27 protein-coding genes are annotated in these 21,637 nt (G+C 36.4%); 14 read left to right on the forward strand and 13 right to left on the reverse strand.

Translation table 11 applies throughout. The features are described 5' to 3' along the window. Window positions 1-56 precede the first annotated feature (56 nt). The 5 genes from trpB to JF259_RS08370 all read left to right on the forward strand — a co-directional run bounded on the left by trpB (window position 57) and on the right by JF259_RS08370 (window position 3,790). Entirely contained in the window at window positions 57-1,238 is a 1,182-nt protein-coding gene (gene trpB / locus JF259_RS08350) for a tryptophan synthase subunit beta (protein ID WP_199114861.1), read from the forward strand. An 84-nt stretch (window positions 1,239-1,322) separates the two neighbouring features. After that, the gene (gene trpA / locus JF259_RS08355) at window positions 1,323-2,087 is read left to right on the forward strand and encodes a tryptophan synthase subunit alpha (protein ID WP_199114862.1); all 765 of its coding nucleotides are present in this window, start codon (window positions 1,323-1,325) and stop codon (window positions 2,085-2,087) included. Window positions 2,088-2,261: 174 nt separating this feature from the next. Next, window positions 2,262-2,675, forward strand: coding sequence for a DUF805 domain-containing protein (locus JF259_RS08360; protein ID WP_199114863.1), 414 nt, complete (start codon window positions 2,262-2,264; stop codon window positions 2,673-2,675). An 83-nt stretch (window positions 2,676-2,758) separates the two neighbouring features. Next, window positions 2,759-3,220: a tRNA (cytidine(34)-2'-O)-methyltransferase gene (locus JF259_RS08365; protein WP_199114864.1), complete on the forward strand. Its 462-nt coding sequence runs from the start codon at window positions 2,759-2,761 to the stop codon at window positions 3,218-3,220. 264 nt (window positions 3,221-3,484) lie between these two features. Next, window positions 3,485-3,790 (forward strand): EF-hand domain-containing protein, encoded by a 306-nt coding sequence (locus JF259_RS08370; protein WP_199114865.1) that lies wholly within the window; start codon window positions 3,485-3,487, stop codon window positions 3,788-3,790. 43 nt (window positions 3,791-3,833) lie between these two features. Here the strand turns inward: JF259_RS08370 and JF259_RS08375 are convergent, their stop codons facing one another. Genes JF259_RS08375 through JF259_RS08385 form a run of 3 tightly spaced genes read right to left on the reverse strand, consistent with a single transcriptional unit; the run spans window position 3,834 to window position 5,568 of the window. Next, complete coding sequence (locus JF259_RS08375; protein WP_199114866.1) at window positions 3,834-4,070, reverse strand: VF530 family protein; 237 nt, start codon at window positions 4,068-4,070, stop codon at window positions 3,834-3,836. Continuing rightward, window positions 4,070-4,285, reverse strand: a complete 216-nt coding sequence (locus JF259_RS08380) for a DUF6500 family protein (protein ID WP_199114867.1) — start codon at window positions 4,283-4,285, stop codon at window positions 4,070-4,072. Before JF259_RS08380 ends, JF259_RS08375 begins: the two co-directional genes overlap by 1 nt. 5 nt (window positions 4,286-4,290) lie before the next feature. Beyond that, a complete protein-coding gene (locus JF259_RS08385; protein WP_199114868.1) occupies window positions 4,291-5,568 on the reverse strand; it encodes a DEAD/DEAH box helicase in 1,278 nt (425 codons plus the stop codon). A 385-nt stretch (window positions 5,569-5,953) separates the two neighbouring features. Here JF259_RS08385 and JF259_RS08390 point away from each other — a divergent pair, with 385 nt between their 5' ends. Then, entirely contained in the window at window positions 5,954-7,660 is a 1,707-nt protein-coding gene (locus tag JF259_RS08390; protein WP_233164173.1) for a Na/Pi cotransporter family protein, read from the forward strand. Window positions 7,661-7,685: 25 nt separating this feature from the next. Then, window positions 7,686-8,114, forward strand: coding sequence for a PH domain-containing protein (locus tag JF259_RS08395; RefSeq protein WP_199114870.1), 429 nt, complete (start codon window positions 7,686-7,688; stop codon window positions 8,112-8,114). Between the two features lie 175 nt (window positions 8,115-8,289). Here the strand turns inward: JF259_RS08395 and JF259_RS08400 are convergent, their stop codons facing one another. Further along, complete coding sequence (locus JF259_RS08400) at window positions 8,290-8,979, reverse strand: uracil-DNA glycosylase family protein (protein ID WP_199114871.1); 690 nt, start codon at window positions 8,977-8,979, stop codon at window positions 8,290-8,292. Between the two features lie 65 nt (window positions 8,980-9,044). On the opposite strand from JF259_RS08400, the gene JF259_RS08405 reads away from it, so the two are divergent. Beyond that, window positions 9,045-9,179 carry a 30S ribosomal protein THX gene (locus JF259_RS08405; protein ID WP_199114872.1) on the forward strand — a complete coding sequence of 45 codons (135 nt, stop codon included), beginning with the start codon at window positions 9,045-9,047 and terminating at the stop codon, window positions 9,177-9,179. A 232-nt stretch (window positions 9,180-9,411) separates the two neighbouring features. On the opposite strand, the gene JF259_RS08410 is transcribed toward JF259_RS08405, so the two are convergent. The 5 genes from JF259_RS08410 to JF259_RS08430 all read right to left on the reverse strand — a co-directional run bounded on the left by JF259_RS08410 (window position 9,412) and on the right by JF259_RS08430 (window position 13,539). Beyond that, window positions 9,412-10,143 carry a hypothetical protein gene (locus JF259_RS08410; RefSeq protein ID WP_199114873.1) on the reverse strand — a complete coding sequence of 244 codons (732 nt, stop codon included), beginning with the start codon at window positions 10,141-10,143 and terminating at the stop codon, window positions 9,412-9,414. A gap of 14 nt (window positions 10,144-10,157) precedes the next feature. Next, window positions 10,158-10,916, reverse strand: coding sequence for a peroxide stress protein YaaA (gene yaaA, locus JF259_RS08415; RefSeq protein ID WP_199114874.1), 759 nt, complete (start codon window positions 10,914-10,916; stop codon window positions 10,158-10,160). A gap of 98 nt (window positions 10,917-11,014) precedes the next feature. Beyond that, entirely contained in the window at window positions 11,015-11,668 is a 654-nt protein-coding gene (locus tag JF259_RS08420) for a VOC family protein (RefSeq protein WP_199114875.1), read from the reverse strand. A gap of 212 nt (window positions 11,669-11,880) precedes the next feature. Then, window positions 11,881-12,918, reverse strand: coding sequence for an RluA family pseudouridine synthase (locus JF259_RS08425; RefSeq protein WP_199114876.1), 1,038 nt, complete (start codon window positions 12,916-12,918; stop codon window positions 11,881-11,883). Between the two features lie 66 nt (window positions 12,919-12,984). Further along, on the reverse strand, window positions 12,985-13,539 hold the full coding sequence (locus JF259_RS08430; RefSeq protein WP_199114877.1) for a PASTA domain-containing protein: 555 nt from the start codon (window positions 13,537-13,539) through the stop codon (window positions 12,985-12,987). Between the two features lie 222 nt (window positions 13,540-13,761). Here JF259_RS08430 and JF259_RS08435 point away from each other — a divergent pair, with 222 nt between their 5' ends. The 3 genes from JF259_RS08435 (at window position 13,762) to JF259_RS08445 (ending at window position 15,787) form a co-directional block, all read left to right on the forward strand. Then, window positions 13,762-14,769: a D-alanine--D-alanine ligase gene (locus tag JF259_RS08435; RefSeq protein ID WP_199114878.1), complete on the forward strand. Its 1,008-nt coding sequence runs from the start codon at window positions 13,762-13,764 to the stop codon at window positions 14,767-14,769. Window positions 14,770-14,921: 152 nt separating this feature from the next. After that, window positions 14,922-15,377 carry a pantetheine-phosphate adenylyltransferase gene (gene coaD / locus JF259_RS08440; protein ID WP_199114879.1) on the forward strand — a complete coding sequence of 152 codons (456 nt, stop codon included), beginning with the start codon at window positions 14,922-14,924 and terminating at the stop codon, window positions 15,375-15,377. Beyond that, complete coding sequence (locus tag JF259_RS08445; protein WP_199114880.1) at window positions 15,377-15,787, forward strand: VOC family protein; 411 nt, start codon at window positions 15,377-15,379, stop codon at window positions 15,785-15,787. The genes coaD and JF259_RS08445 overlap by 1 nt, the downstream gene beginning before the upstream one ends. A 524-nt stretch (window positions 15,788-16,311) precedes the next feature. On the opposite strand, the gene JF259_RS08450 is transcribed toward JF259_RS08445, so the two are convergent. From JF259_RS08450 to JF259_RS08460, 3 genes are all read right to left on the reverse strand, one after another. After that, complete coding sequence (locus JF259_RS08450) at window positions 16,312-17,928, reverse strand: SulP family inorganic anion transporter (protein ID WP_199114881.1); 1,617 nt, start codon at window positions 17,926-17,928, stop codon at window positions 16,312-16,314. Window positions 17,929-18,104: 176 nt separating this feature from the next. Next, window positions 18,105-18,473: a DUF7793 family protein gene (locus JF259_RS08455; RefSeq protein ID WP_199114882.1), complete on the reverse strand. Its 369-nt coding sequence runs from the start codon at window positions 18,471-18,473 to the stop codon at window positions 18,105-18,107. 195 nt (window positions 18,474-18,668) lie between these two features. After that, entirely contained in the window at window positions 18,669-19,250 is a 582-nt protein-coding gene (locus tag JF259_RS08460) for an NUDIX hydrolase (RefSeq protein ID WP_199114883.1), read from the reverse strand. A 130-nt stretch (window positions 19,251-19,380) separates the two neighbouring features. On the opposite strand from JF259_RS08460, the gene pyrE reads away from it, so the two are divergent. Both pyrE and JF259_RS08470 read left to right on the forward strand, forming a co-directional pair. Further along, on the forward strand, window positions 19,381-20,025 hold the full coding sequence (gene pyrE / locus JF259_RS08465) for an orotate phosphoribosyltransferase (protein ID WP_199114884.1): 645 nt from the start codon (window positions 19,381-19,383) through the stop codon (window positions 20,023-20,025). Window positions 20,026-20,046: 21 nt separating this feature from the next. Continuing rightward, window positions 20,047-20,442 carry an SRPBCC family protein gene (locus JF259_RS08470; RefSeq protein WP_199114885.1) on the forward strand — a complete coding sequence of 132 codons (396 nt, stop codon included), beginning with the start codon at window positions 20,047-20,049 and terminating at the stop codon, window positions 20,440-20,442. Here the strand turns inward: JF259_RS08470 and JF259_RS08475 are convergent. Next, window positions 20,439-21,170, reverse strand: coding sequence for a biotin--[acetyl-CoA-carboxylase] ligase (locus JF259_RS08475; RefSeq protein ID WP_199114886.1), 732 nt, complete (start codon window positions 21,168-21,170; stop codon window positions 20,439-20,441). The genes JF259_RS08470 and JF259_RS08475 overlap by 4 nt on opposite strands. 92 nt (window positions 21,171-21,262) lie before the next feature. On the opposite strand from JF259_RS08475, the gene rsfS reads away from it, so the two are divergent. Then, window positions 21,263-21,634, forward strand: a complete 372-nt coding sequence (rsfS, locus tag JF259_RS08480) for a ribosome silencing factor (RefSeq protein ID WP_199114887.1) — start codon at window positions 21,263-21,265, stop codon at window positions 21,632-21,634. Window positions 21,635-21,637: the final 3 nt, after the last annotated feature.

A 21,637-nucleotide genomic window follows, 5' to 3' on the forward strand; every position in this document is an offset into this window, starting at 1 on the left:
AGTCTCAATTCTAAATACTTCCATAATTTCACGCGACATGACAAAATCAGTATAACATGAATTACAACGTAAACGAAAAAGGCTACTATGGTGAATTTGGAGGTGCATTCATTCCTGAAATGCTCTATCCGAACGTAGAAGAATTACGCCAGAACTATCTAAAAGTAATGGAAGAGCCCGAGTTTAAAAAAGAGTTCAACCAGCTTTTAAAAGATTACGTGGGACGTCCTTCTCCCCTCTATTTTGCTAAGCGCCTTTCAGACAAATACAATACCAAAATTTATTTAAAGCGCGAAGACCTTAACCATACCGGAGCACACAAAATAAACAATACCATTGGTCAAATACTAATGGCAAAACGTTTAGGGAAAACTCGAATCATTGCCGAAACCGGAGCCGGACAACACGGTGTAGCAACGGCTACCGTTTGTGCTTTAATGGGGTTGGAATGTATTGTGTATATGGGCGAAATAGATATTGCGCGCCAAGCACCAAACGTAGCCAGAATGAAAATGCTAGGAGCTACCGTAGTACCTGCTAAGTCTGGAAGCCGTACCCTAAAAGATGCCACTAACGAAGCCATTCGCGATTGGATAAACAACCCCGTTAACACCCATTATATTATTGGTTCGGCCATAGGTCCACATCCGTACCCAGATATGGTAACCCGCTTTCAATCGGTTATTTCAGAAGAAATTAAATTGCAACTAATTGAACACGAAGATCGAGAAAACCCAGATTACGTAGTAGCATGTATTGGCGGTGGTAGTAACGCAGCAGGAACCTACTATCATTTCCTACATGAAGAAAATGTAAATATTATTGCTGTTGAAGCCGCTGGTTTGGGCGTAGATTCTGGCGAAAGTGCAGCCACCTCAGTTTTAGGCAAAGAAGGTATTATCCACGGTTGTAAAACCATGTTAATGCAAACCGAAGATGGTCAGATTACAGAGCCTTACTCTATTTCGGCTGGACTTGATTATCCTGGAGTTGGTCCTATGCATGCCCATTTATGTAAAACAGGTCGCGCCGAATTTATGGCTATTACCGATAACGATGCCATGAATGCAGGCTTAGAACTTTGTAAACTGGAAGGTATCATTCCAGCTATAGAAAGTTCGCATGCCTTAGCAATTTTTGAACATAAAACGTTTAAACCAGACGACGTAATCGTTTTGAGTTTATCTGGACGCGGTGATAAAGATTTACAGAATTATATCGATTATTTTAAAATATAACGTCATTCCGAACGTAGTGAAGGAATCTCTTTAAACAGATTGCCACGCATTCCTCGCAATGACTATAAAAACAATTCATTAACAATGAACAGAATAAACCAAAAACTGCAAGAAGACAAGAAGTTACTCTCTATATACTTTACAGCTGGTTATCCCAACATAAATGATACGGTAAGTATTATTCAAGATTTAGAAAAAAGTGGCGTAGACATGATCGAAATAGGCTTGCCATTTAGCGACCCATTAGCCGATGGCCCTACCATTCAGGCCAGTTCAACACAGGCACTAAAAAACGGCATGACCACTAAAATTTTATTCGACCAGTTAAAAGACATTCGTAAAACAGTAAATATCCCTTTAATCATTATGGGGTATTTTAATCCGATATTACAATACGGCGTAGAAGCCTTTTGCAAACAATGCCAGGAAATTGGTATTGACGGCCTAATTATTCCCGACCTCCCTGTCGATGTATATCACGAAGACTACAAAGCCATTTTCGAAAAATATGGTTTAATAAACGTATTCCTTATAACACCTCAAACCAGTGAAGAGCGTATTCGGTATATCGATTCCATCTCAAACGGTTTTATATATATGGTTAGCAGTGCCAGTACCACAGGCGCTAAAGAAGGATTTCAAGACGAACAAACAACGTATTTTGAGCGCATTGGAAACATGAACCTTAAAAACCCCCAAATAGTAGGTTTTGGTATAAGCAACCATCAAACGTTTACGCAAGCCACACAATATGCCAAGGGCGCCATTATAGGCAGTGCCTTTGTTAAACATGTGTCCAATGAAGGTGTAAACACTATCGATAAATTTATTCAAGGTATTTTAAATTAATATATTTGATTTCGAATACAAATCATTAACACCCAAAACTTAACTTATGAAATGAGCATAAACAAATTTCATCATTGCATACCCACCAACATGATTAAATTTTTTATGCGAATTCCTGAATGTGCAGAAATTTTTAGTTTCTTCATTTTCAAAAAACTATAAAATTTTAAACAGATGAAATGGTATTTAAAAGTAGTAAAAGACAATTATGCAAATTTTCAAGGTAGGGCAAGACGCAAAGAATACTGGATGTTTACTTTGTTTAATGCAATCTTTATGATAGCGACTGCAATAGTAGCTGGAATTATTGGACAAGCAACTGATACTCCCTTATTTTTTTTGCTTTATTTAGTATACATCCTGGGCATTATTATTCCTAGCCTAGCAGTTACCGTTAGACGATTACACGATATAGGTAAAAGTGGTTGGTATTACTTAGTCGGGCTTATCCCTTTTATTGGAGGCATATGGCTCTTTGTTTTGTTAGTCACTGAAGGCGAAACTGGTCCCAACGGTTATGGTCCAGACCCTAAAGCCCCAACTATGGACGAAATAAATGATATTGGTAAATTTCAAATACAAAACTAATTAACAGTACAAATATTACTTAATGAACATAAGCCTATTCCATGTTAATTGAATGGGCTTTTTACATTCCAAAACAAAAAGACATGCCTTTAAACATTGTTCTAATAGAACCGGAAATACCAAACAATACAGGAAACATAGGTCGATTAGCTTTAGCTTCTGGTTCTAATTTACATCTGGTAAAACCATTTGGGTTTGAGATTAACGACAGCCGTTTAAAACGAGCTGGTTTAGATTACTGGCCACATGTAAACATAACATATTACGAAAACAGTGAGGATTTCTTTAAACGCAACAAGAATGAAAAAATGGTATTTCTTTCCAGTCACGGCACAAAACAACATTGGGAGATTCCTTTTGAAGACAACCTATTTCTTGTTTTCGGAAAAGAATCGGTAGGCCTACCCAAAACAATCGTCGAACAACAAACAGATAAACTTTTTAAAATCCCATTATACAGCAACCATATTAGAAGCCTCAACCTAGCCAATGCTGTAAGCATTACTGTTTATGAAGGCCTAAGGCAATTAAAAGACAGTTTCTAAATAAAAATGTGCCCTAAAAAGAACCACATACATTCTTTTTACAAGAACTCATCTTGACTTTTTGTTTTTTAACCGAAAATGAGAAAAAATTCGTTCAGATGAGGCACTTTTTGAAAATCATAGCATCGCTACGAATAAAAAAAGTAACGAAATATGAACGAATTTGAGCCATTTTTTAGGAAATAGGAAAAGTCAAGATGAGTTCAATTAAACCTTTTTAATAAAATAAAGTCTTATGAGCTAATTAACTTTAATATATCTATAATGACTTCAAAACAATTAAAAATCGGTGTTTTTATCTTAGGGCTCTCTATCTGTTCCTTTGCTAACGCCCAAGAAAAAAAGAAGCCCAATATTGACAAAATGTTTGCTTCATTCGACTCTAACAATGATAAATCTATTAACCTAGAAGAATTTAAAGCTAAAAAGAGACGAAATGAAATAAAGCCAGAAGTATTGGAAAAAAGATTTGCTAAAATGGACGCAAACTCAGACGGCAAAGTTACAATAGATGAATTCAAAGCGAGTTTACAAGGAGGCAAAAACAAAAAAAAGAAAAAAGAAGATTAGCCTTTGCAAAAAAAAGACGCTCTGAAAAATATTTTTTGGAGCGTTATGATTTTGTTTGACCTACTTGCTTCAACATATTTAAATACATTGTCTCTACTTTTGCTCTTGCCCAAGGCGTTCTACGTAAAAACTTTAAACTTGATTTTACTGATGGATTGCTGTTAAAGCATTTTATTTTAATAATGTGCCCCATATACTCCCATCCGTAGTGTGTAACCAAATCATTTATAATCTGTTCAAGCTTTACACCATGTAAAGGATTATTGGGTTGTGTTTCCATTATTTTTTATCAACTAATTCCTTAATTTTCACAGCTTTTTCAAAATGATCCAACTTGTGGGTTATAATCCACCAAGTAGCCGCTTCCATTAACAATTCAGGGTCGTCATTTTTATTTTTAAAAAATGCATAGAAAGAAATCCCTACACCTTCACCTTTGGTCTGTATTTTTTTATCGCAAACCGCAATGATCTTATCCCTTAAACTCCTTCTCATGGCGTTCAATGACTTCTTTTGTTAGAACGTTTAGCATTATTCTGCTTAGGCCGCCTATCATTTCTATTATTTTGTCTGTTGCCTTGCGTTCTCCTTGCATTAGAATTTCTTGGTCCTTGCTGCCTTTTCTCTGGCAATGTAGAAGCATTCGGGTCTGGCTCAAACCCGGCAACTATTTCTATTGGCAAGGTCATCCCAATAAGCTTTTCAATAGCTTGTAAGTAAGTTGTTTCATCCGCACTAACCAAAGAGATTGCTTCACCACTAGCTCCAGCCCTACCAGTTCTGCCTATTCTATGCACATAATCTTCAGGAATGTTTGGCAATTCAAAATTAACTACATGCGGTAATAGCGGAATGTCCAACCCCCTTGCCGCAATATCGGTTGCTACTAAAACGCGCACACTTCCTTTTTTAAACCCCGATAAAGCTTTAGTTCTAGCTGATTGGCTTTTATTGCCATGTATTGCCGCAGTTGTAATACCCGCAGCAACCATTTTTTTACAAAGCTTATTTGCCCCATGTTTAGTTCGGGTAAAAACAAGTACCTGTTTCCAGTTACCTTCAGAAATCAATTTAATAATTAAATCGGTTTTCAATCCTTTAGCCACACGATATACTTTTTGGGCAATAGCATCAACCGTACTATTTTCAGGGGTCACCTCAACCTGTACAGGATTCGTTAAAATACCTCGTGCTAATTTTTTAATATCGGGAGAGAATGTTGCCGAAAACATAAGGTTCTGCCTTTGTTCTGGCATTAATTTTATAATGCGCTCAATATCTCGCAAAAATCCCATATCCAACATTCTATCAGCTTCATCCAATACAAAAACCTCAACCCGTTTTAAAGATATTACACCTTGATTTTGCAAATCTAATAAGCGCCCCGGAGTTGCAACCAAAACATCCACGCCTTGTTTAATTGTAGCTATCTGTGGGTTTTGATTAACACCTCCAAAAATTACGGTACTTCGTAAATTCAAAAACTCACTATATTCCCTAACATTTGCATATACTTGTGCAGCCAACTCACGAGTTGGCGTTAAAATAAGTGCCCGAATAGGCCTGTACTTTGCCTTTTGAGTTTCTGCAAGCCTCTGCAATAACGGTAAAGTAAACCCAGCGGTCTTTCCCGTCCCGGTTTGAGCTGATGCCAAAACGTCCTTTTGCTCTAAAATAACTGGTATGGCTTTTTTTTGAATCGGCGATGGTGTTGTGTATCCCTTTTTGCTAATCGCCTTTAGCAAGGCCTGAGATAGGCCTAGTGTATTAAATGACATATAAATTGTTTGCAAAATGACAATCTATTCTAATGTCATTTATTTTGAAATGCAAAGATACACCTTATTTCTTCGATTAAAGACATCTGCTTGGCTTTATAAAAAAAATAGCCTAAATTAGATTGGTAATCCCTTTTTTGCCAATTCGAATTCAAATTTGCTCAAAAGAAAATGATGGATTTTTGTGCTAGACGAAAAAGAAGAATCAAGCATAGCTGTCGCTACGGTTTATTTTTGTGATGATGTATAGTGCAAAAAGGCGCATTTTATCTGTGTAAATTTAAAGTCGAAATGGTACTAACCAGAAGGCCTCAAAATGTTTAAAAAGTTATTCTTTCCGCTTATTTTATGCCTACTAGCTTGGGCATTATTCATAAACCCCACTATGAAAGATATTGCAGCGGGTATAGCCATTTTACTTTTAGGAATGACGATGTTGGAACAAGGTTTTAACACCTTTGTGGAAGGTCCTTTGCAAAAATTACTGGTAAGAGCCACAAACAAACTATACAAAAGTATTGGTTTAGGTTTTGTAACCACTGCACTATTACAGTCCAGCTCGCTTATTAGTGTCATTACCATTGCTTTTTTAAGTGCTGGTTTAATAGAACTATATGCAGGTATCGGCATTATTTTTGGTGCCAATATAGGCACTACTGCAACGGCTTGGCTCGTATCCATTTTCGGATTAAAAATAAAGGTCTCCGCCTTTGCATTACCCATGATCGCCTTTGGTGTCTTGTTCATTTTTCAAAAATCCAAGAATCTAAAAGGCTTTGGTTATATACTCGCTGGATTGGGATTCTTTTTCTTAGGTATCGATTATATGAAAGTAGGATTCGACATTTACCAGGATCGTATTGACTTAACCGATTATGCCATGACTGGGTTTTGGGGGCTTATTGTATTTACTTTTATAGGCGTACTCGTAACGCTTATTTTACAATCCAGTAGTGCCGCCATGGCCTTAATACTTACAGCACTTGCCGTTGGGCATATAACCTACAACAACTCATTAGCATTGGCTATTGGAGCAAATATAGGAACAACCATTACTGCAATTCTGGGATCTTTAGGTACCAATGTTTCCGGCAAACGTTTGGCCGGAGCACATTTCATTTTCAATCTGGTAACGGGGCTCGTTGCCTTGGCTTTTATCAACTTACTGAGCATACTAGTTGATGATATATCGGCTTTGATTGGGATATCGGACACTAACTATATCTTTAAACTTTCCATTTTTCATACTATCTTTAATGTTTTAGGGGTGCTAATAATGATTCCATTCATACCCTCTATAATTAAACTATTAAATAGATTTTTTGTTGAAAAATTAAGCAACAAGGACACGATAGCCTATCCGGTATACCTTAACGATAGTATTTTAGCCTATCCGCAAACAGCACTCAAAGCGCTTTTGGATGAAAGCAGACGTTTGTTTGAAAATGCTACTTTCGAAATTGTTTCACATGGCCTTAACTTACATCGGGAAGACATAAAAGGGCAAGAAAAATTAAAAAAGATCGTGGCAAAATCAAAAGAAGGTTTAGAAATTGATGTAGAAGAGCAGTACTACAACAAAATTAAGATTATTTACAGCAAAATAATAAAGTACGCAACGCTGGCCCAAAGTAAGTTTTCGTTAACTCCCAAAAACATGGAGGCCTTTACCCTAATAAAACTGGCCAACCGCAATGTTGTAGAGACCATAAAAAATGTGCGTGGACTGAGAAAAAATGTAAACCAATACATGAATTCCGAGAACGTTTATATAAGAAAAGAATACAACCGTTTAAGACACAAAATATCGCAAGTACTAAGGGAAATATATATAACCGGACAAGACTCCAATCCAGAAATGCATGCAAAAAAACTAAAGAAACTTAAAAGCAAAGCCGTTAAAAATGATGCTTTGGTAGATGGGACTTTAGATAAGCTTATTAGAGACAATAAAATAAGTAGTGTGATGGCGACCTCTTTAGCAAACGACAGTGATATTGTGGCCGATATCTCCAAAAAATTAATAGAAACAGCCGAATTGCTATATATTAAACAAGATTCTTTATTGGCAAATTTAGAAGAAGACAACTGATTTACATTCATTAAAAGGCATACAAATGAAATTTAAAAGTAAAAAAGACCCTTTGCTTACTACTTTGATATTAGGATTAAACCTATTCCTTATTGGAGTTGCATTTTCAAGATTGACTTTGAACCATATAAAAAAAACTGATTACTGGGGGATAACTTTGATTCTAGCAGTAGTTGCATTATTATTTTGGATCCAATTCGGAACCTATTATAAGCTGTCCAAAAACGAACTGACCTATAGAAGTGGGCCTATTAGTGGTAAAATACACACTGACAGAATAAAAGAAATCATTAAAGGCAAAACATTATGGGTAGGATTAAAACCTGCAACTTCTCGAAAGGGTTTGATTATTAAATATGATACGTACAACGAAATCTACATTAGCCCTAAAACGAACGAGCTGTTTATAGAAAAAACACTAGAAATTAATAGTAATATTAAAATAACCGAATAAATAACTTTCTAGGGTCTGTTAACACTAAACGTAATGCATGGATTTTTTGATGATTTTTTCGGATTTCGAGGTTATTTTTGTAAAACATAGCGGGCTACGTTGTCAAAAATAGACGAAGAAATGCGGAAAAAAGGGCGGAAAAGCCACTTTTGGGATTAGTGTTAACAGACCCTAGTTAAAAAAACACCCTATACTGCATCACCCTAAAATCGAAAGTACTAAAATTGGGGTTCTTTGCTTTTAATTGCTTGTATAAAGGCATACTGCCTATGGCTCTGTTGGCACTTCCCGATGCCGAAGTTAAAGATATTGTTTTTATGATACGTTTAGAACTTTCAGATTGTTTCCCTCTGTCAGCAATAACAGGCAATTCAAATTGATGAATCCTCGGGATTTCATTAGAAACTACCTTCAATCGAATACCATACACTTTAATATGCTTCCTAAAAAAGTATTCTGGGCCGTTTATACTATTGCCGCCTGTAAACAACAAGGTATCGACATTAGGATAACGTTTTAAATAGCCCACAACATCCCGTAGCTTAATATTTTGCATACCCAGATCGGAAGCATCTATTTTGTCACGCTTACAGCTTTCAACAATATCACATACGCCTATTTTATGCTGTAACAAAAATTGTTTTCGCTGTTCTACCGCTTCTTTAGAATTATCATAACGTAAATTCAGACCATGTATGGCATCGATATACAACCATAACGAATTGTAATAGCTTCCATAACAAAAATTGACGTCCTTCTCCAAAAGGTCACCCATACTAAAACGTGGTGGCGGCAATGTGCCTACAATTAATTTTGTAGTATCACTGTTTATAAATGGTTTGTATGGATGCTTATGAAAGAACATATTTTCCTTGACTGCAATGCCTAATTTTCGTATTTTATTGGTTTGAACACAAAATACATTAAATTATGGGAAAAGGCGACAAAAAAACAAAACGCGGCAAAATTTACCGAGGTACTTTTGGTGTAAGGCGACCACGCATTAAAAAGAAGGTATCCATTGAAAACAAAATAAGTATTGACAGTAAAGCTGAAGCTAAATAACGCTACAGCCAACTAAACCATTATGAATTGAAAAACCATAAGTTGTGATACGCAAGGACATTACCGCCTGGACAACTGGGTTAGCTTTTGTTAATTGTTAAAAGTTAATAAGTCTTACATGGTACAATTAACCAACAACCATTAACCTTTAACCTTTAACCTTTAACTAACAACCATTAACCAACAACTAATAACCAATACCTAACAACCAATAACTAAAAAATAGCGTCCTTTATACCAATTTAAGGTCTTGCAGTAACTTTTCCACCTCAATTATGGCACTCTTAAAACGCTTTTTATTTGGTTTCGTCATATTTTGTGACTCTGTATGGATCTCATCCAGCAACAGCTTGGCATCCTCATTTTTTTGCCTGTTCAACAAAAACTTAGCAAGCGTTAATCGTTCTTCATAAAAAGAATAACGTATGTCGATGGCTCGCAGGTTGGCTTCGGCCACATCATAATTACCCAATTCACTTTGTGCCAATCCATACAAAAACTGTATTCTGGACTTACCGAACTCCGGCTGGTTCTTTATTTTTTCTGCATACGCAATCACACTTTTGTAATCTTGTGTGTTATAAAAAGCCTCTATTAACTTACCATAAACATAAAAATTGTTTTGAGAGGTGTCCTCCAAAGCCTCCAAATAATGTGTAATGGCATTTTGGTTGTCTTGAATGTCTAAATAAGCGTCTGCCAGATTTACCCTATTTTGATAGGTTTCAGAAAACTGAAGCTTATGTTCCAGATCCTTTATACGCTTGGTTGGATTAACAACCGATATAATGCCTTCTTGGATCTTTTCTGCATCACGCCTATTATACACTTGGGTTAGGATATAAATTAAGCACCCCAAGACCGATAGAAATAAAATAACAAAAGCCCAATAATAAGGCGTCCTGTTTTTGTACATGTGATATAAGCAATAAGCTTGCAGTGCAACCGACAAATAAAAGATCATAATTGTGCTTTGGATTATCGTATAAAAACCAATTCGGTGTCTGTAGACATGGGTTCACTAAAATTATAGCCTTCGTAATTAAAGCCTTTTAAATCGTCAATGGTCTGGGCATTGGTATCAATTACATAACGGGTCATATACCCCCGCGCTAATTTAGCAAAGGTCATAATGGTTTTATACTCACCATTCTTAAAATCCTTAAAGTTGGCAGTTATAACCGGTACTTTTAAGGCTTTCTTATCGATGGCTTTAAAATACTCGTTACTAGCAAGATTTAAAAACAGCTCATCATCCTCTAGTTCTTCATTTAAAGCTTTTGTAATGGTTGTTCTCCAAAACTCGTATAGGTTTTTATTTTTACCTACTGGGAATTTGGTTCCCATTTCCAGACGGTACGGCTGGATGAGATCGGTTGGCTTTAGTAAACCATATAACCCCGAAATAATCCGTACGGTATTTTGCATAATTTCTATCTTCTCTTGCGGAATGGTATAAACATCCAATCCCCTATACACATCACCACTAAAAGCATAAACAGCTTGCCTTGCGTTGTCTGTGGTAAATGGTAAATGCCAGTCTTGGTTACGCTGATAATTTAACTGCCCCAAAGCATCAGAAATATGCATGAGCTTCGATAAACTCTTAGCCGATTTCTTTTTTAGCAGTTTATTTAAACGCTCGGCCTGGGCCAAAAAACAAGCTTCGGTGGTTAAAGCTATCGGTATTTTACTTTCAAGGTCAAGTGATTTTGCTGGAGACAGTACTAATTTCACACGTTTAATTTTAGTTGATAATATATCGATTTCAAATCTGAGAGCAAATGCAACTGTTCACTCTCACATTATTCCATTTAGATTAAAAAAAAACTAAATTACGATATTTCTTTTATTTCACCGTTTATAAAACTAAAGTTATAATCGCCTTTTATAATAAATTCCGATGTGAACGCTTCTTCCCGTGTTGGAAACCATTTTTTAGCTGTTTTGTTAATTAAAATGAATAAGCCCATATCATTTCCCACTGCGCAAAAACGTTGAAAATTACCGTCAAAAACAGGAATGGCTTTAATGGCATTGATCTGATTATAGATTGCTTCGATATTTGTTGTCGCAATACCAATTTCACTAATAGATAAAACAGATGCCGACGAGAAATTAACCCGACTATTAAGCCCTAAGTCTTTCCTAGCGATAAACTCCATGATATTCTTATCGGCATCATAAAAATAGATAGCTTTTGCATTCCAGTTCTTAAAGTCTATAATCAAGTTATCACCATCAGGTAAGATCTCAACGCGTCTTTGCAACCATTGTAACGCACCTTCAATTTTATTTGATGGAATATTGAAAGCCAAATGCGAAGGCTTTACAGCTTCTTTGTATTGGAACGACAATACACTATCCCCAGAATTGAAAGCTATTTTGTCCGCAGAATCAAAGACCAATTCGAAATCTAAAATATGCCGGTAAAATTCTTTTTGTCTTAGAATATTATTAGTAAAAAGTGTGATTTCTTTTATTAACATACTCCAAATATAGTTTAGATTACATAAACCGCTAAACTAGGGCCTTTTAACACTAATCCCAAAAGTGGCTTTTCCGCCCTTTTTCCGCATTTCTTCGTCTATTTTTGACAACGTAGCTCGCTATGTTTTAAAAAAATAACAATCGAATGCAGATTAATAACTCTTCACCAATTACCAATAACCAACAACCAATAACCAACAACCAATTAAGTCTACTCCATTTCCTGATGCTTTGCATAGCCCCGCCATTTCTCAATACATTGCTGCATATCCTCAGGAATAGGCGTATCGAATTGCATAAACTTTCCTGTTGTTGGATGTACAAAGCCCAATGTTTTGGCATGTAAAGCCTGTCGGGGTAATATTTTAAAACAATTGTCCACAAACTGCTTGTATTTGGTGAAAGTAGTTCCTTTTAAAATCTTTTCACCACCATAGCGTTCGTCATTAAACAAGGTATGTCCTATGTGCTTCATATGTACCCGTATTTGGTGGGTACGTCCTGTTTCCAACTTACAAGACACCAAGGTAACGTAACCTAAGCGTTCCAATACTTTATAGTGTGTCACGGCTGGCTTACCCTTATCGGATTCATCGTCTAAAAACACTGTATTCTGAAGGCGGTTTTTAGGGTGACGTCCAATATTACCTTCAACCGTTCCTTCATCCTCTTCCATGTTGCCCCAAACAATAGCCACATACTCCCGTTCACTTGTTTTCTCTGCAAATTGCAAGGACAATTGCGTCATCGCTTGTTCTGTTTTCGCAATTACCAAAAGGCCACTAGTATCCTTATCAATTCGGTGTACCAGTCCGGGACGTTCGCTGGAGTTATTAGGCAAATTATCAAACCTGTAAATAAGCGCGTTAATAAGTGTTCCTGAATAATTACCATGACCGGGATGTACAACCATACCTGCTGGTTTGTTAACAACAAGTAAGTCATCGTCTTCATAAACCACATCAATATCTATGTTCTCTCCCACCAACAAATTCTCGTATGGCGGATGGGTAAATAACACACGAATAGAATCAAAAGGTTTTACTTTATAACTTGATTTTACGGGAACATCATTTACAAAAATGCTACCGTTCTTTGCCGCAGCCTGAATTTTATTTCTTGTAGCGTTCTCGACAAAATTCATTAAGTACTTATCTATACGCAAAGGGGCTTGTCCTTTATCTACAGTAAATGCATGGTGCTCGTATAGGTTATCTTCATCAGGCAATTGTGGCGTATTATCTTCCATGTTAAGCTAAATTGTAAAAACGTGTTTGTGCGACCCGCTTTAAGAATGTAATCGTTTCTATAAAAATTAAGGCCTAACGCCATTACCAAGTACCAAATCGATTACCGATGTTTTTGGTAACAGATCACCTTCCTGTATTAATCTGCCCTTGTGCTGCATCTTTAATACTATATCCTTTCCTATATTGTCCTCGTAACTTAGCTTCCCTACCTTAAAGCCCAAAGCCTCTAACGTTGGTCTTGCTTGGCGCAAGGTACTTTCCAATAAATTCGGGACTTTCACTTTACGGTAACCAGAAGGGTTAAGCGTTATATAAATTTTTCGGTTTTCCTTAACTTTAGTACCGGCAATCGGTTCTTGCTCTATCACCGAAAACTTAGGGTAATCTGGATTATAATTTGCCGAATCCTGAATCTGCATTACCAATTTATTTGTCTTTAGCTCCAGTTCGGCAACCTCAATGGACTTACCGGTTAAATCGGGTACAGTTTCAAACTTACCATGGTTTGTCGATACGTTTAACCATTTTAACATAATGAAACACAACACGATCACAGCAACAACGGCCAATAAAATTTGTTTCAAGAACGTTTTGCTTACAATAAATTTAATAATGCTCATCTATAGAATTTTCAATTAGGCAAATATATAAAAACAGAACTGCTTTTTCTTTTGCCATTTATATGATATTTTAGCTTAACTAATATTAGATACGTTTTATTGTAAACTTTAGACTAATTTGGAATTAATTATTAGGTATTAATGGGAGAGCGTAGTGGTTGAACACGTTCTTAATTTTATAATTGAAGTGGTTTAATCAAGTGATTATTAAAATTTAAGCCTGTGAAAAAAAATATTGCCATCATCATGGGAGGCTATTCGAGCGAATATGAAATCTCCCTTAAAAGCGGAAACGTTGTTTATGAAACATTAGACAGGTCTAGGTACAAAGCCTATCGTATTCATATTTTTAAGGACAAGTGGGTATACGTAGATGCTAACAACAAGGAATACCCTGTTAATAAAGATGATTTTTCGGTACAACTAGATAACGAAAAAATAACGTTCCACTGTGTATTCAACGCCATACACGGTTCACCTGGGGAGGATGGCTTTATGCAAGGCTATTTTGAACTGCTCAACATACCCCATACCAGTTGTGGCATGTACCAAGCCTGTTTAACCTTTAACAAACGGGACTGCCTAAGCGTGTTAAAACCTTATGGCATTAAAACGGCTACATCGTTCTATATTAACCTTGGTGACACAATTGATGAAGAAGCTATTGTAAACAAAGTAGGCCTCCCTTGCTTTGTAAAAGCTAACAAAGCCGGAAGCAGTTTTGGTATAACTAAAGTCTACAAAAAAGAAGAACTAAAAGCAGCAGTCGACACGGCTTTTAAGGAAGACAATGAAATTATTATCGAATCGTTTTTAGATGGCACCGAAGTATCGGTTGGCGTTATAACCTACAAAGGCGAAACCAAAGTATTACCCATTACCGAAATTGTAAGTGACAACGATTTTTTTGACTACAAAGCGAAATACTTGGGCCAATCAAAAGAGATTACCCCTGCCCGACTTTCTAAAATGCAGGAAGAAAAAGTTACTTTGTTGGCTAAAAAAATATATGAAATCCTAAAGATGAAAGGCTTTTCCAGAAGCGAATTCATCTTTAAGGACGGTGAGCCCCACTTACTTGAAATCAATACCGTTCCAGGTTTAACTAAAGAAAGCATTTTACCCCAGCAGGCAGCCGTTGCAGGCATTACACTAAACGAGCTGTTTAACAATGCAATTGAAGAGGCTTTACTCGATAATCGAAATTTGAATGCGCCGAAGCTTGCCTAGAAATCAAAAAATAATATCCTGTAAATGCCTTGTGTGCTTGTACCGAGGTAGTTTACCAATAAAAGTCGTAATTTTAAACAGTAATAACCGATAAAACAAGCCCCACATTGCCCTACCCTTTGGGGTTAACCTATTATAACGAATAAAACACTATGAAGCGAGCCATCTTTCCAGGATCTTTTGACCCCTTAACCTTAGGGCACTACGATATTATTAAGCGTGGTGTTACCCTATTTGATGAAATTATTGTCGCCATAGGAGTGAACTCCGATAAGAAATACATGTTTACACTTCAAGAGCGCAAACGATTTATAAAAGAAGCTTTTAAGGACGAACCAAAAATAAAGGTAGCCACCTATCAAGGGCTAACGGTAGACTATTGCAAAGAGATAGGTGTTGATTTTATATTACGCGGACTAAGGAACCCGGCCGATTTTGAATTTGAAAAGGCCATTGCCCACACCAATCGAGATTTGGCACCTATAGAAACCGTATTTTTATTAACATCGGCAGACACCTCGTATATTGCCTCGTCTATTGTTCGTGATGTTATTAGAAATCATGGCGACTACACCAAGTTAGTCCCCAAAAGCGTGCGTATTAAATAATGACACCTTTTAATATTAATTTTCTGGATCACGTGGCTATTCGTGTTAAAGACATGGACAAGTCGGTGGCATGGTACTCCGAGGTGCTGGGTTTAAAAAAATACCAGCTGGAAGTGTGGGGCGACTATCCGGTATTTATGCTGGCTAACAAATCGGGGCTTGCCATTTTCCCAGCTAACCTGGATCACGAACCGCTTAATCCTTTATCCAGAAACGTAAAGATCGATCATTTTGCTTTTAACGTATCGCAAACCGACTTTAAAAAAGCACAGGAACATTTTAAAACTATAGGTGAGGACTTTACATTCCAAGACCACCATTACTTTCATTCCATCTACCTAAAGGATCCCGACAACCATACCGTAGAGCTCACAACCCTCCTGGTAGATGAGGATACGTTTTATAAGTAATACTCCTTACAAATATCCCATTTAAAAGGTTACTTTACTTACTTCTCTGGAATTACTACACTTAGACAGGACATAAAGTTGAGAGAAAATGTTTTCTAGTTGTTAACTTAGCAATTATGAGAAGTAAACCCAACATTACATTTATTCCCCATATATTGGCAGATAAAGAAGACCAAAATACCTATAAAAACCTACAGAATTATAATTCATTAGGTCTGTTTAAAATAAAATCTTAATATTAATTTAACCTGTAAATTTATTTTAGAACGGGTTAAACCACTTTTTAAAAAGCTACTCCTTCACCTTTACTTCATATATACTTCACCTTTACTCCATAGTATAGTTACTTTTAGGACGGGTCAAAAAGGCATTTAATCAATAGTTATAGCGTGGTTATAGCGCGATTATAGCATAAATACCCCACTTTAAAGAAAAACATGGAGGATAAACCACGCCCCTGGCACCAACAACAGTGCTTAAACACAATGCTTTATAACAAAAACATATACAATAGTTTTTGTTAGTTACAACAACTTATAAGTAGAAAGCGGCTTTGGAAAGGCTTCTGGATTTTCGGCCAAATGGTATCGGGGATCGTCTACTGCCTCAACAACCACCTCCCTAAATTTAGGACTGGCCTTGTACAATAACACTTTACAATCTTCGCTTAAATGCTTTAATTTAATGGATTTCCCTTCGGCTTCATACTTGTTCACCAAATTAAAAATAGCTTCCAAGGCAGAATGATCGCTTACACGAGACTCTACAAAATCGATCTCCACATGATCGGGGTCGTTCTTAACATCAAACTTTTCGTTAAAGGCCAATATCGATCCAAAAAACAAAGGCCCCCAAATTTCATATACTTTAGTACCATCCTCGCGCATGCGCTTTCTGGCACGAATGCGTTTTGCATTTTCCCAAGAAAACACCAAAGCACTAATAATAACACCTGCTATTACAGCAATGGCCAGATCGAAAATAACGGTTAACACCGATACCGCTACCAAAACAACTACATCGCTTAAAGGGATTTTATTAAGGATCCTAAAACTACTCCAGGCAAAAGTCCCTATAACAACCATAAACATAACCCCTACCAAAGCGGCAATAGGAATTTGCTCGATATAGGAGGATGCAAATAAAATAAACACCAATAATAGCACGGCAGCAACAATACCCGACAAACGTGTACGTCCACCCGATTTGATATTAATAAGCGACTGTCCTATCATGGCGCAACCTCCCATACCACCAAAAAGACCAGTAACGATATTGGCACCACCCTGGGCCATACACTCCCTGTTGGTATCACCTCGGGTTTCGGTAAGCTCATCTACCAAATTTAAGGTCATTAAGGATTCTATCAAACCAATAGCTGCCAAAATTAAGGCATAAGGAAAAATAAACTTAAGGGTTTGTAAATTGAACGGTACTTTATTAAAAATATCAAATTGAAACTGGGGCAAGCCTCCTTTTAAGCCTTCACCACCAAGTTCCCTGATAAAACTACCTACGGTAGCTACTTCTAAGTCCCCAAAAATAACGATTGCCGATACCACCAAAATACCGATTAAAGCTTCGGGGAGTTTTTTGGTTATTTTAGGCAAGAAGAACATAATTCCCATGGTTAAGCCTACCAATGCAACCATGATCCAAAGCTGCGATCCTGTAAACCAGTTGCCTTCAACATCTTTAAACATCCCTAGCTGGGAAGTAAAGATCACAATTGCCAAACCGTTTACAAACCCCATCATTACGGGGTGGGGTATCAGTCGTACAAACTTACCAAGTTTAAGGATTCCGGCCAGCATTTGTATTGCCCCCATCAAAATAACAGTAGCAAACAAGTAATAAAGTCCGAGATTCTCATCTCCTGCTCCCATAGCGTTTCCTTCGGCCACCAAACTTACCATCACTACGGCTAAGGCACCGGTTGCGCCACTAATCATACCCGGTCTTCCTCCAAAGATAGAGGTTATTAAACCAATCATAAACGCAGCGTATAGCCCTACCAAAGGATCGACACCTGCAACAAATGCAAAGGCTACAGCCTCGGGCACCAAAGCCAATGCTACGGTTATTCCACTTAAAATATCGTTTTTTGCATTCGCTGTGCGCTTTCTAAAAAAATCTGTCATGCCCTTTATTTTGAAGCGGCAAATTTAAGCTTAATATAAAGATTAACAAGCCATAATGCCCTTAATTTGGCAAACCCAACCACTAAAACGTTTGAGAAAGCAACCATATTAGAGCGATCCAACGAGGCATCTCTAAGAAAAAATATTTGATATAGACTATCGCGTAAAGAAGAGTGTTAATGTTGACTGGCTAGCCAATCCATAGCCTCTGTTCTATCTTGGAACACCTTAATATTCCAATCATTGCCCTTATTTAAATTGATTATTGTTTCAACCATCATTAAGGCTCCGCTGGTTTTAACACAAACGGCTATGGCCTTAATTTGTTTAATGTTGTGTATCATGCGTTGTGCCTCAAACTTAAAGCTATACGAATGCTCTTTGTTTACCAATACAAAACACGGATTGTCCATGTACGTTCTTATAAAATCATGGTATTCGTCCACCATGACCTCATTTACCTCAACGCCCTCATCTATAATAAGCTCTACCGTGTTATTATCAAGCATAGCAATAGAGCCAAATGACAGTTTATAACTTTTCATTTCTAACGATCTAAAATTATTAAGCGAGAGATATTTTTTTCACAAACAACATGGTGTTGTTTAAAGTATAGCAATTTGGTTGTAATTGTGAAACTACAAAATCAAAAGTAGTATTTTTTAATAAGTTTTGCATCAAAAACAACCAAAACCATAACCCACTAAAAACCTTATGCTTACAAGTAAAAACACAAGATTTTATACTAATAATTTTATGTTAGCGTAAGAATTTTCAAGAGCCTTTTCTGTCTGCTTTCCATTTAACCAGGTAACTTTCGTTATGCCTTCTTCTTCTTGTGCATACAGATCGCCTTTAAAACTGGTCTTCATTTCAAACCAATAGGTAATCTTTATTTTGTGACGCCCATTACGTTTAAAAATATGATACGTTGTTTCTAGGGGTTTTGTAATTTCCAAACCACCTACCCCTGTTTCTTCTGTCACTTCCCGAATGGCCGTTTTTTCGATCGTTTCATTGCCTTCCACTTTCCCTTTTGGCAAATCCCACTTATCATTACGGTAAATAAACAAAATATCTCCAACATCATTATACACCTTTCCTCCTCCTGCAACTACATTGGGCAACTTTTTCAAGAATTTCTTAAGCAGTTTATCTTCATTCTTATGAATAAGTCTAACAGCCTCTAAACCCGTTGTATTGAGTTCCTTTATCACTTTCCCTATATTAACCGTATTGAGCAAATAGTTTTTAAAATTAGACTCTTTCTCAACCTTAGTAGTCAAAACTATGGGTTTATCTCCTACAAAAACTTTATACATTCTTCGTACTTCAAAATTTATGCTATGGTAAAAATATCATTTTTCACTTCATTTTGACAACTCTTGAAAAAAATATTTTTATTGGTAGAAAGTTCAGCTCAAAAATTTATTTTTATGTAATTTTGCGCCTATGATTTTCAATAAAGATACTGCCAAAAAAACTGCTGAAGTTTTACTACAAGTTAATGCTATAAAACTTAGCCCCAAAGATCCTTTTACCTGGGCATCGGGCTGGAAATCCCCAATTTATTGTGATAACCGCATTATTTTGTCTTTCCCTCCCATTCGCAATTACGTTCGCGAAGCCATGGGTAAACATATTGAAAAACAATTTGGGAAACCCGATGTCATTGCCGGCGTGGCTACTGGAGCCATTGGTATTGGCATGTTGGTTGCCGAATACTTAGGCTTGCCTTTTATTTATGTTAGACCAGAAGCCAAAGGACACGGTCGTAAAAACCAAATTGAAGGTTTTGTAGAGAAAGGACAAAATGTAGTGGTTGTAGAAGACTTAATTAGCACAGGAAAAAGTAGCCTTAATGCCGTAAAAGCACTAAAAGAAGCTGGCGTAAATGTAAAAGGCATGGTAGCTATATTTACCTATGGCTTTGATATTGCTACCGAAAACTTCAAAAAAGAAGACATTATTTTAAACACATTAAGTAATTACGAAAACTTGCTGGAACAGGCTTTGGAAACGAATTACATTTCGGAAAAAGAATTAAAAGCTTTATCTGAGTGGAATACCAACCCAAGTGAATGGGACATAAGTTAATGTTGTTTTACAAAATATATTATGAATTTAGAATCCCCAAAAGTAAACGTTGCAAAATCGCCACAAGAGGTTTTTGATTTTTTAACCGATGTTAAAAATTTTGAATCCTTAATGCCCGAAAACATTAGTAAGTTTGAAATTATTGGTGAAGACACCTTTTTGTTTGCCTTAAAAGGGATGCCCGAAATTACACTCAAGAGAAAAGAAGTGATACCTCCCAATAAAATTGTATTGGGTGCTGCAGGCGGTAAAATAGACTTTTCACTTACTGGAACCATTAATGAAATAGATTCCAAAACCAGTGAAGTGCAACTCAAATTCAATGGCGATTTTAACCCTATGATGGCCATGATGATAAAAGGTCCCATCACCAAGTTCATCGAAACACTGGCTACAGGTATTCCAAAAGTGATTTAATACATTAATGTAATTTCCTTTAAGTCGAAGGCTTTTACAATATCATCTTCCAACAATACTTGAAGCATTCCAGAATCGGTAATATGCTTTATAAATCCAGAAAACATCAAGCCCTCAGCATTTTTAAACGTTGAGGGTTTATTTTTCCTAAAAAGATGTGCCTCGTATTCATTCTTCAACACTGTAAATTTTTTCTTTTTTAGTATTTTAAAATAATACTTTAAATGCTTTAAAATTTCATAAGACACTTCATCGAGATCATAGACAATCCCAGATATTTCTTTAAGGGATGACGCATTAGGCAAGGTATCGAATGTCGTTTGATTTACATTTAATCCAATGCCGATGACAGATGCTGATAACACATTTTGTTTTATGACATTTTCAATTAAAATACCACAAATTTTCTTATTCCCTGACAAAATGTCGTTAGGCCATTTAACGCTTAACTTAGGAATAGAAAACGATTTAAGCGTTTTTATTAAAGCCAACGACGTTACAATACTTATATAAAATGGATGCTCTAATTGCAGGCCCGTTAGGTCTTTAAACACACTAAAAGTAAGGTTTTTAGTTGCTTGCGACTCCCAAACGGTTCCCATTTGCCCTCTACCATTGGTTTGACTTTCGGCAATTACCACAGTAAAATCCACGACATTCTCTGTCACAATAAGCTGCCGCAAATAGCTATTGGTCGAGTCGATGGCATTAAGTTTGATGATATGCATATGGTGTTATTGTAACAGTATAAAATCTTATGATTATTTTAAAGTATAAAGAACTAAAAAAATAATAACTTTGCATAAATTAAAAAAACTTAATGGCGAAAGAAAATACAAACGCAGATTCACTAATATCTGTAATTATTAGTGGCATTGAAGATATAAAAGGTAAAGAAATAAACATATTAGATTTAAGAAGCATTGACAATACAGTTTGTGACTATTTCATTATTTGTGAAGGAACTTCTAATACGCAAGTAAGCGCCATTGTTAATTCAATTCAAAAAAAGGTAAGCAAAGAACTTAAGGACAACCCGTGGCATACCGAAGGCATGGAAAATGCCGAATGGGTATTAATAGACTACGTGAATGTTGTTGTACATGTGTTCCAAAAACATGTTAGGGAATATTACGATATTGAAAGTCTTTGGGGTGATGCAAAAACCACAACAATAGAAACCAGTTACTAAAAA

This window comes from Snuella sedimenti (assembly GCF_016428595.1).
Classification (GTDB): domain Bacteria; phylum Bacteroidota; class Bacteroidia; order Flavobacteriales; family Flavobacteriaceae; genus Snuella; species Snuella sedimenti.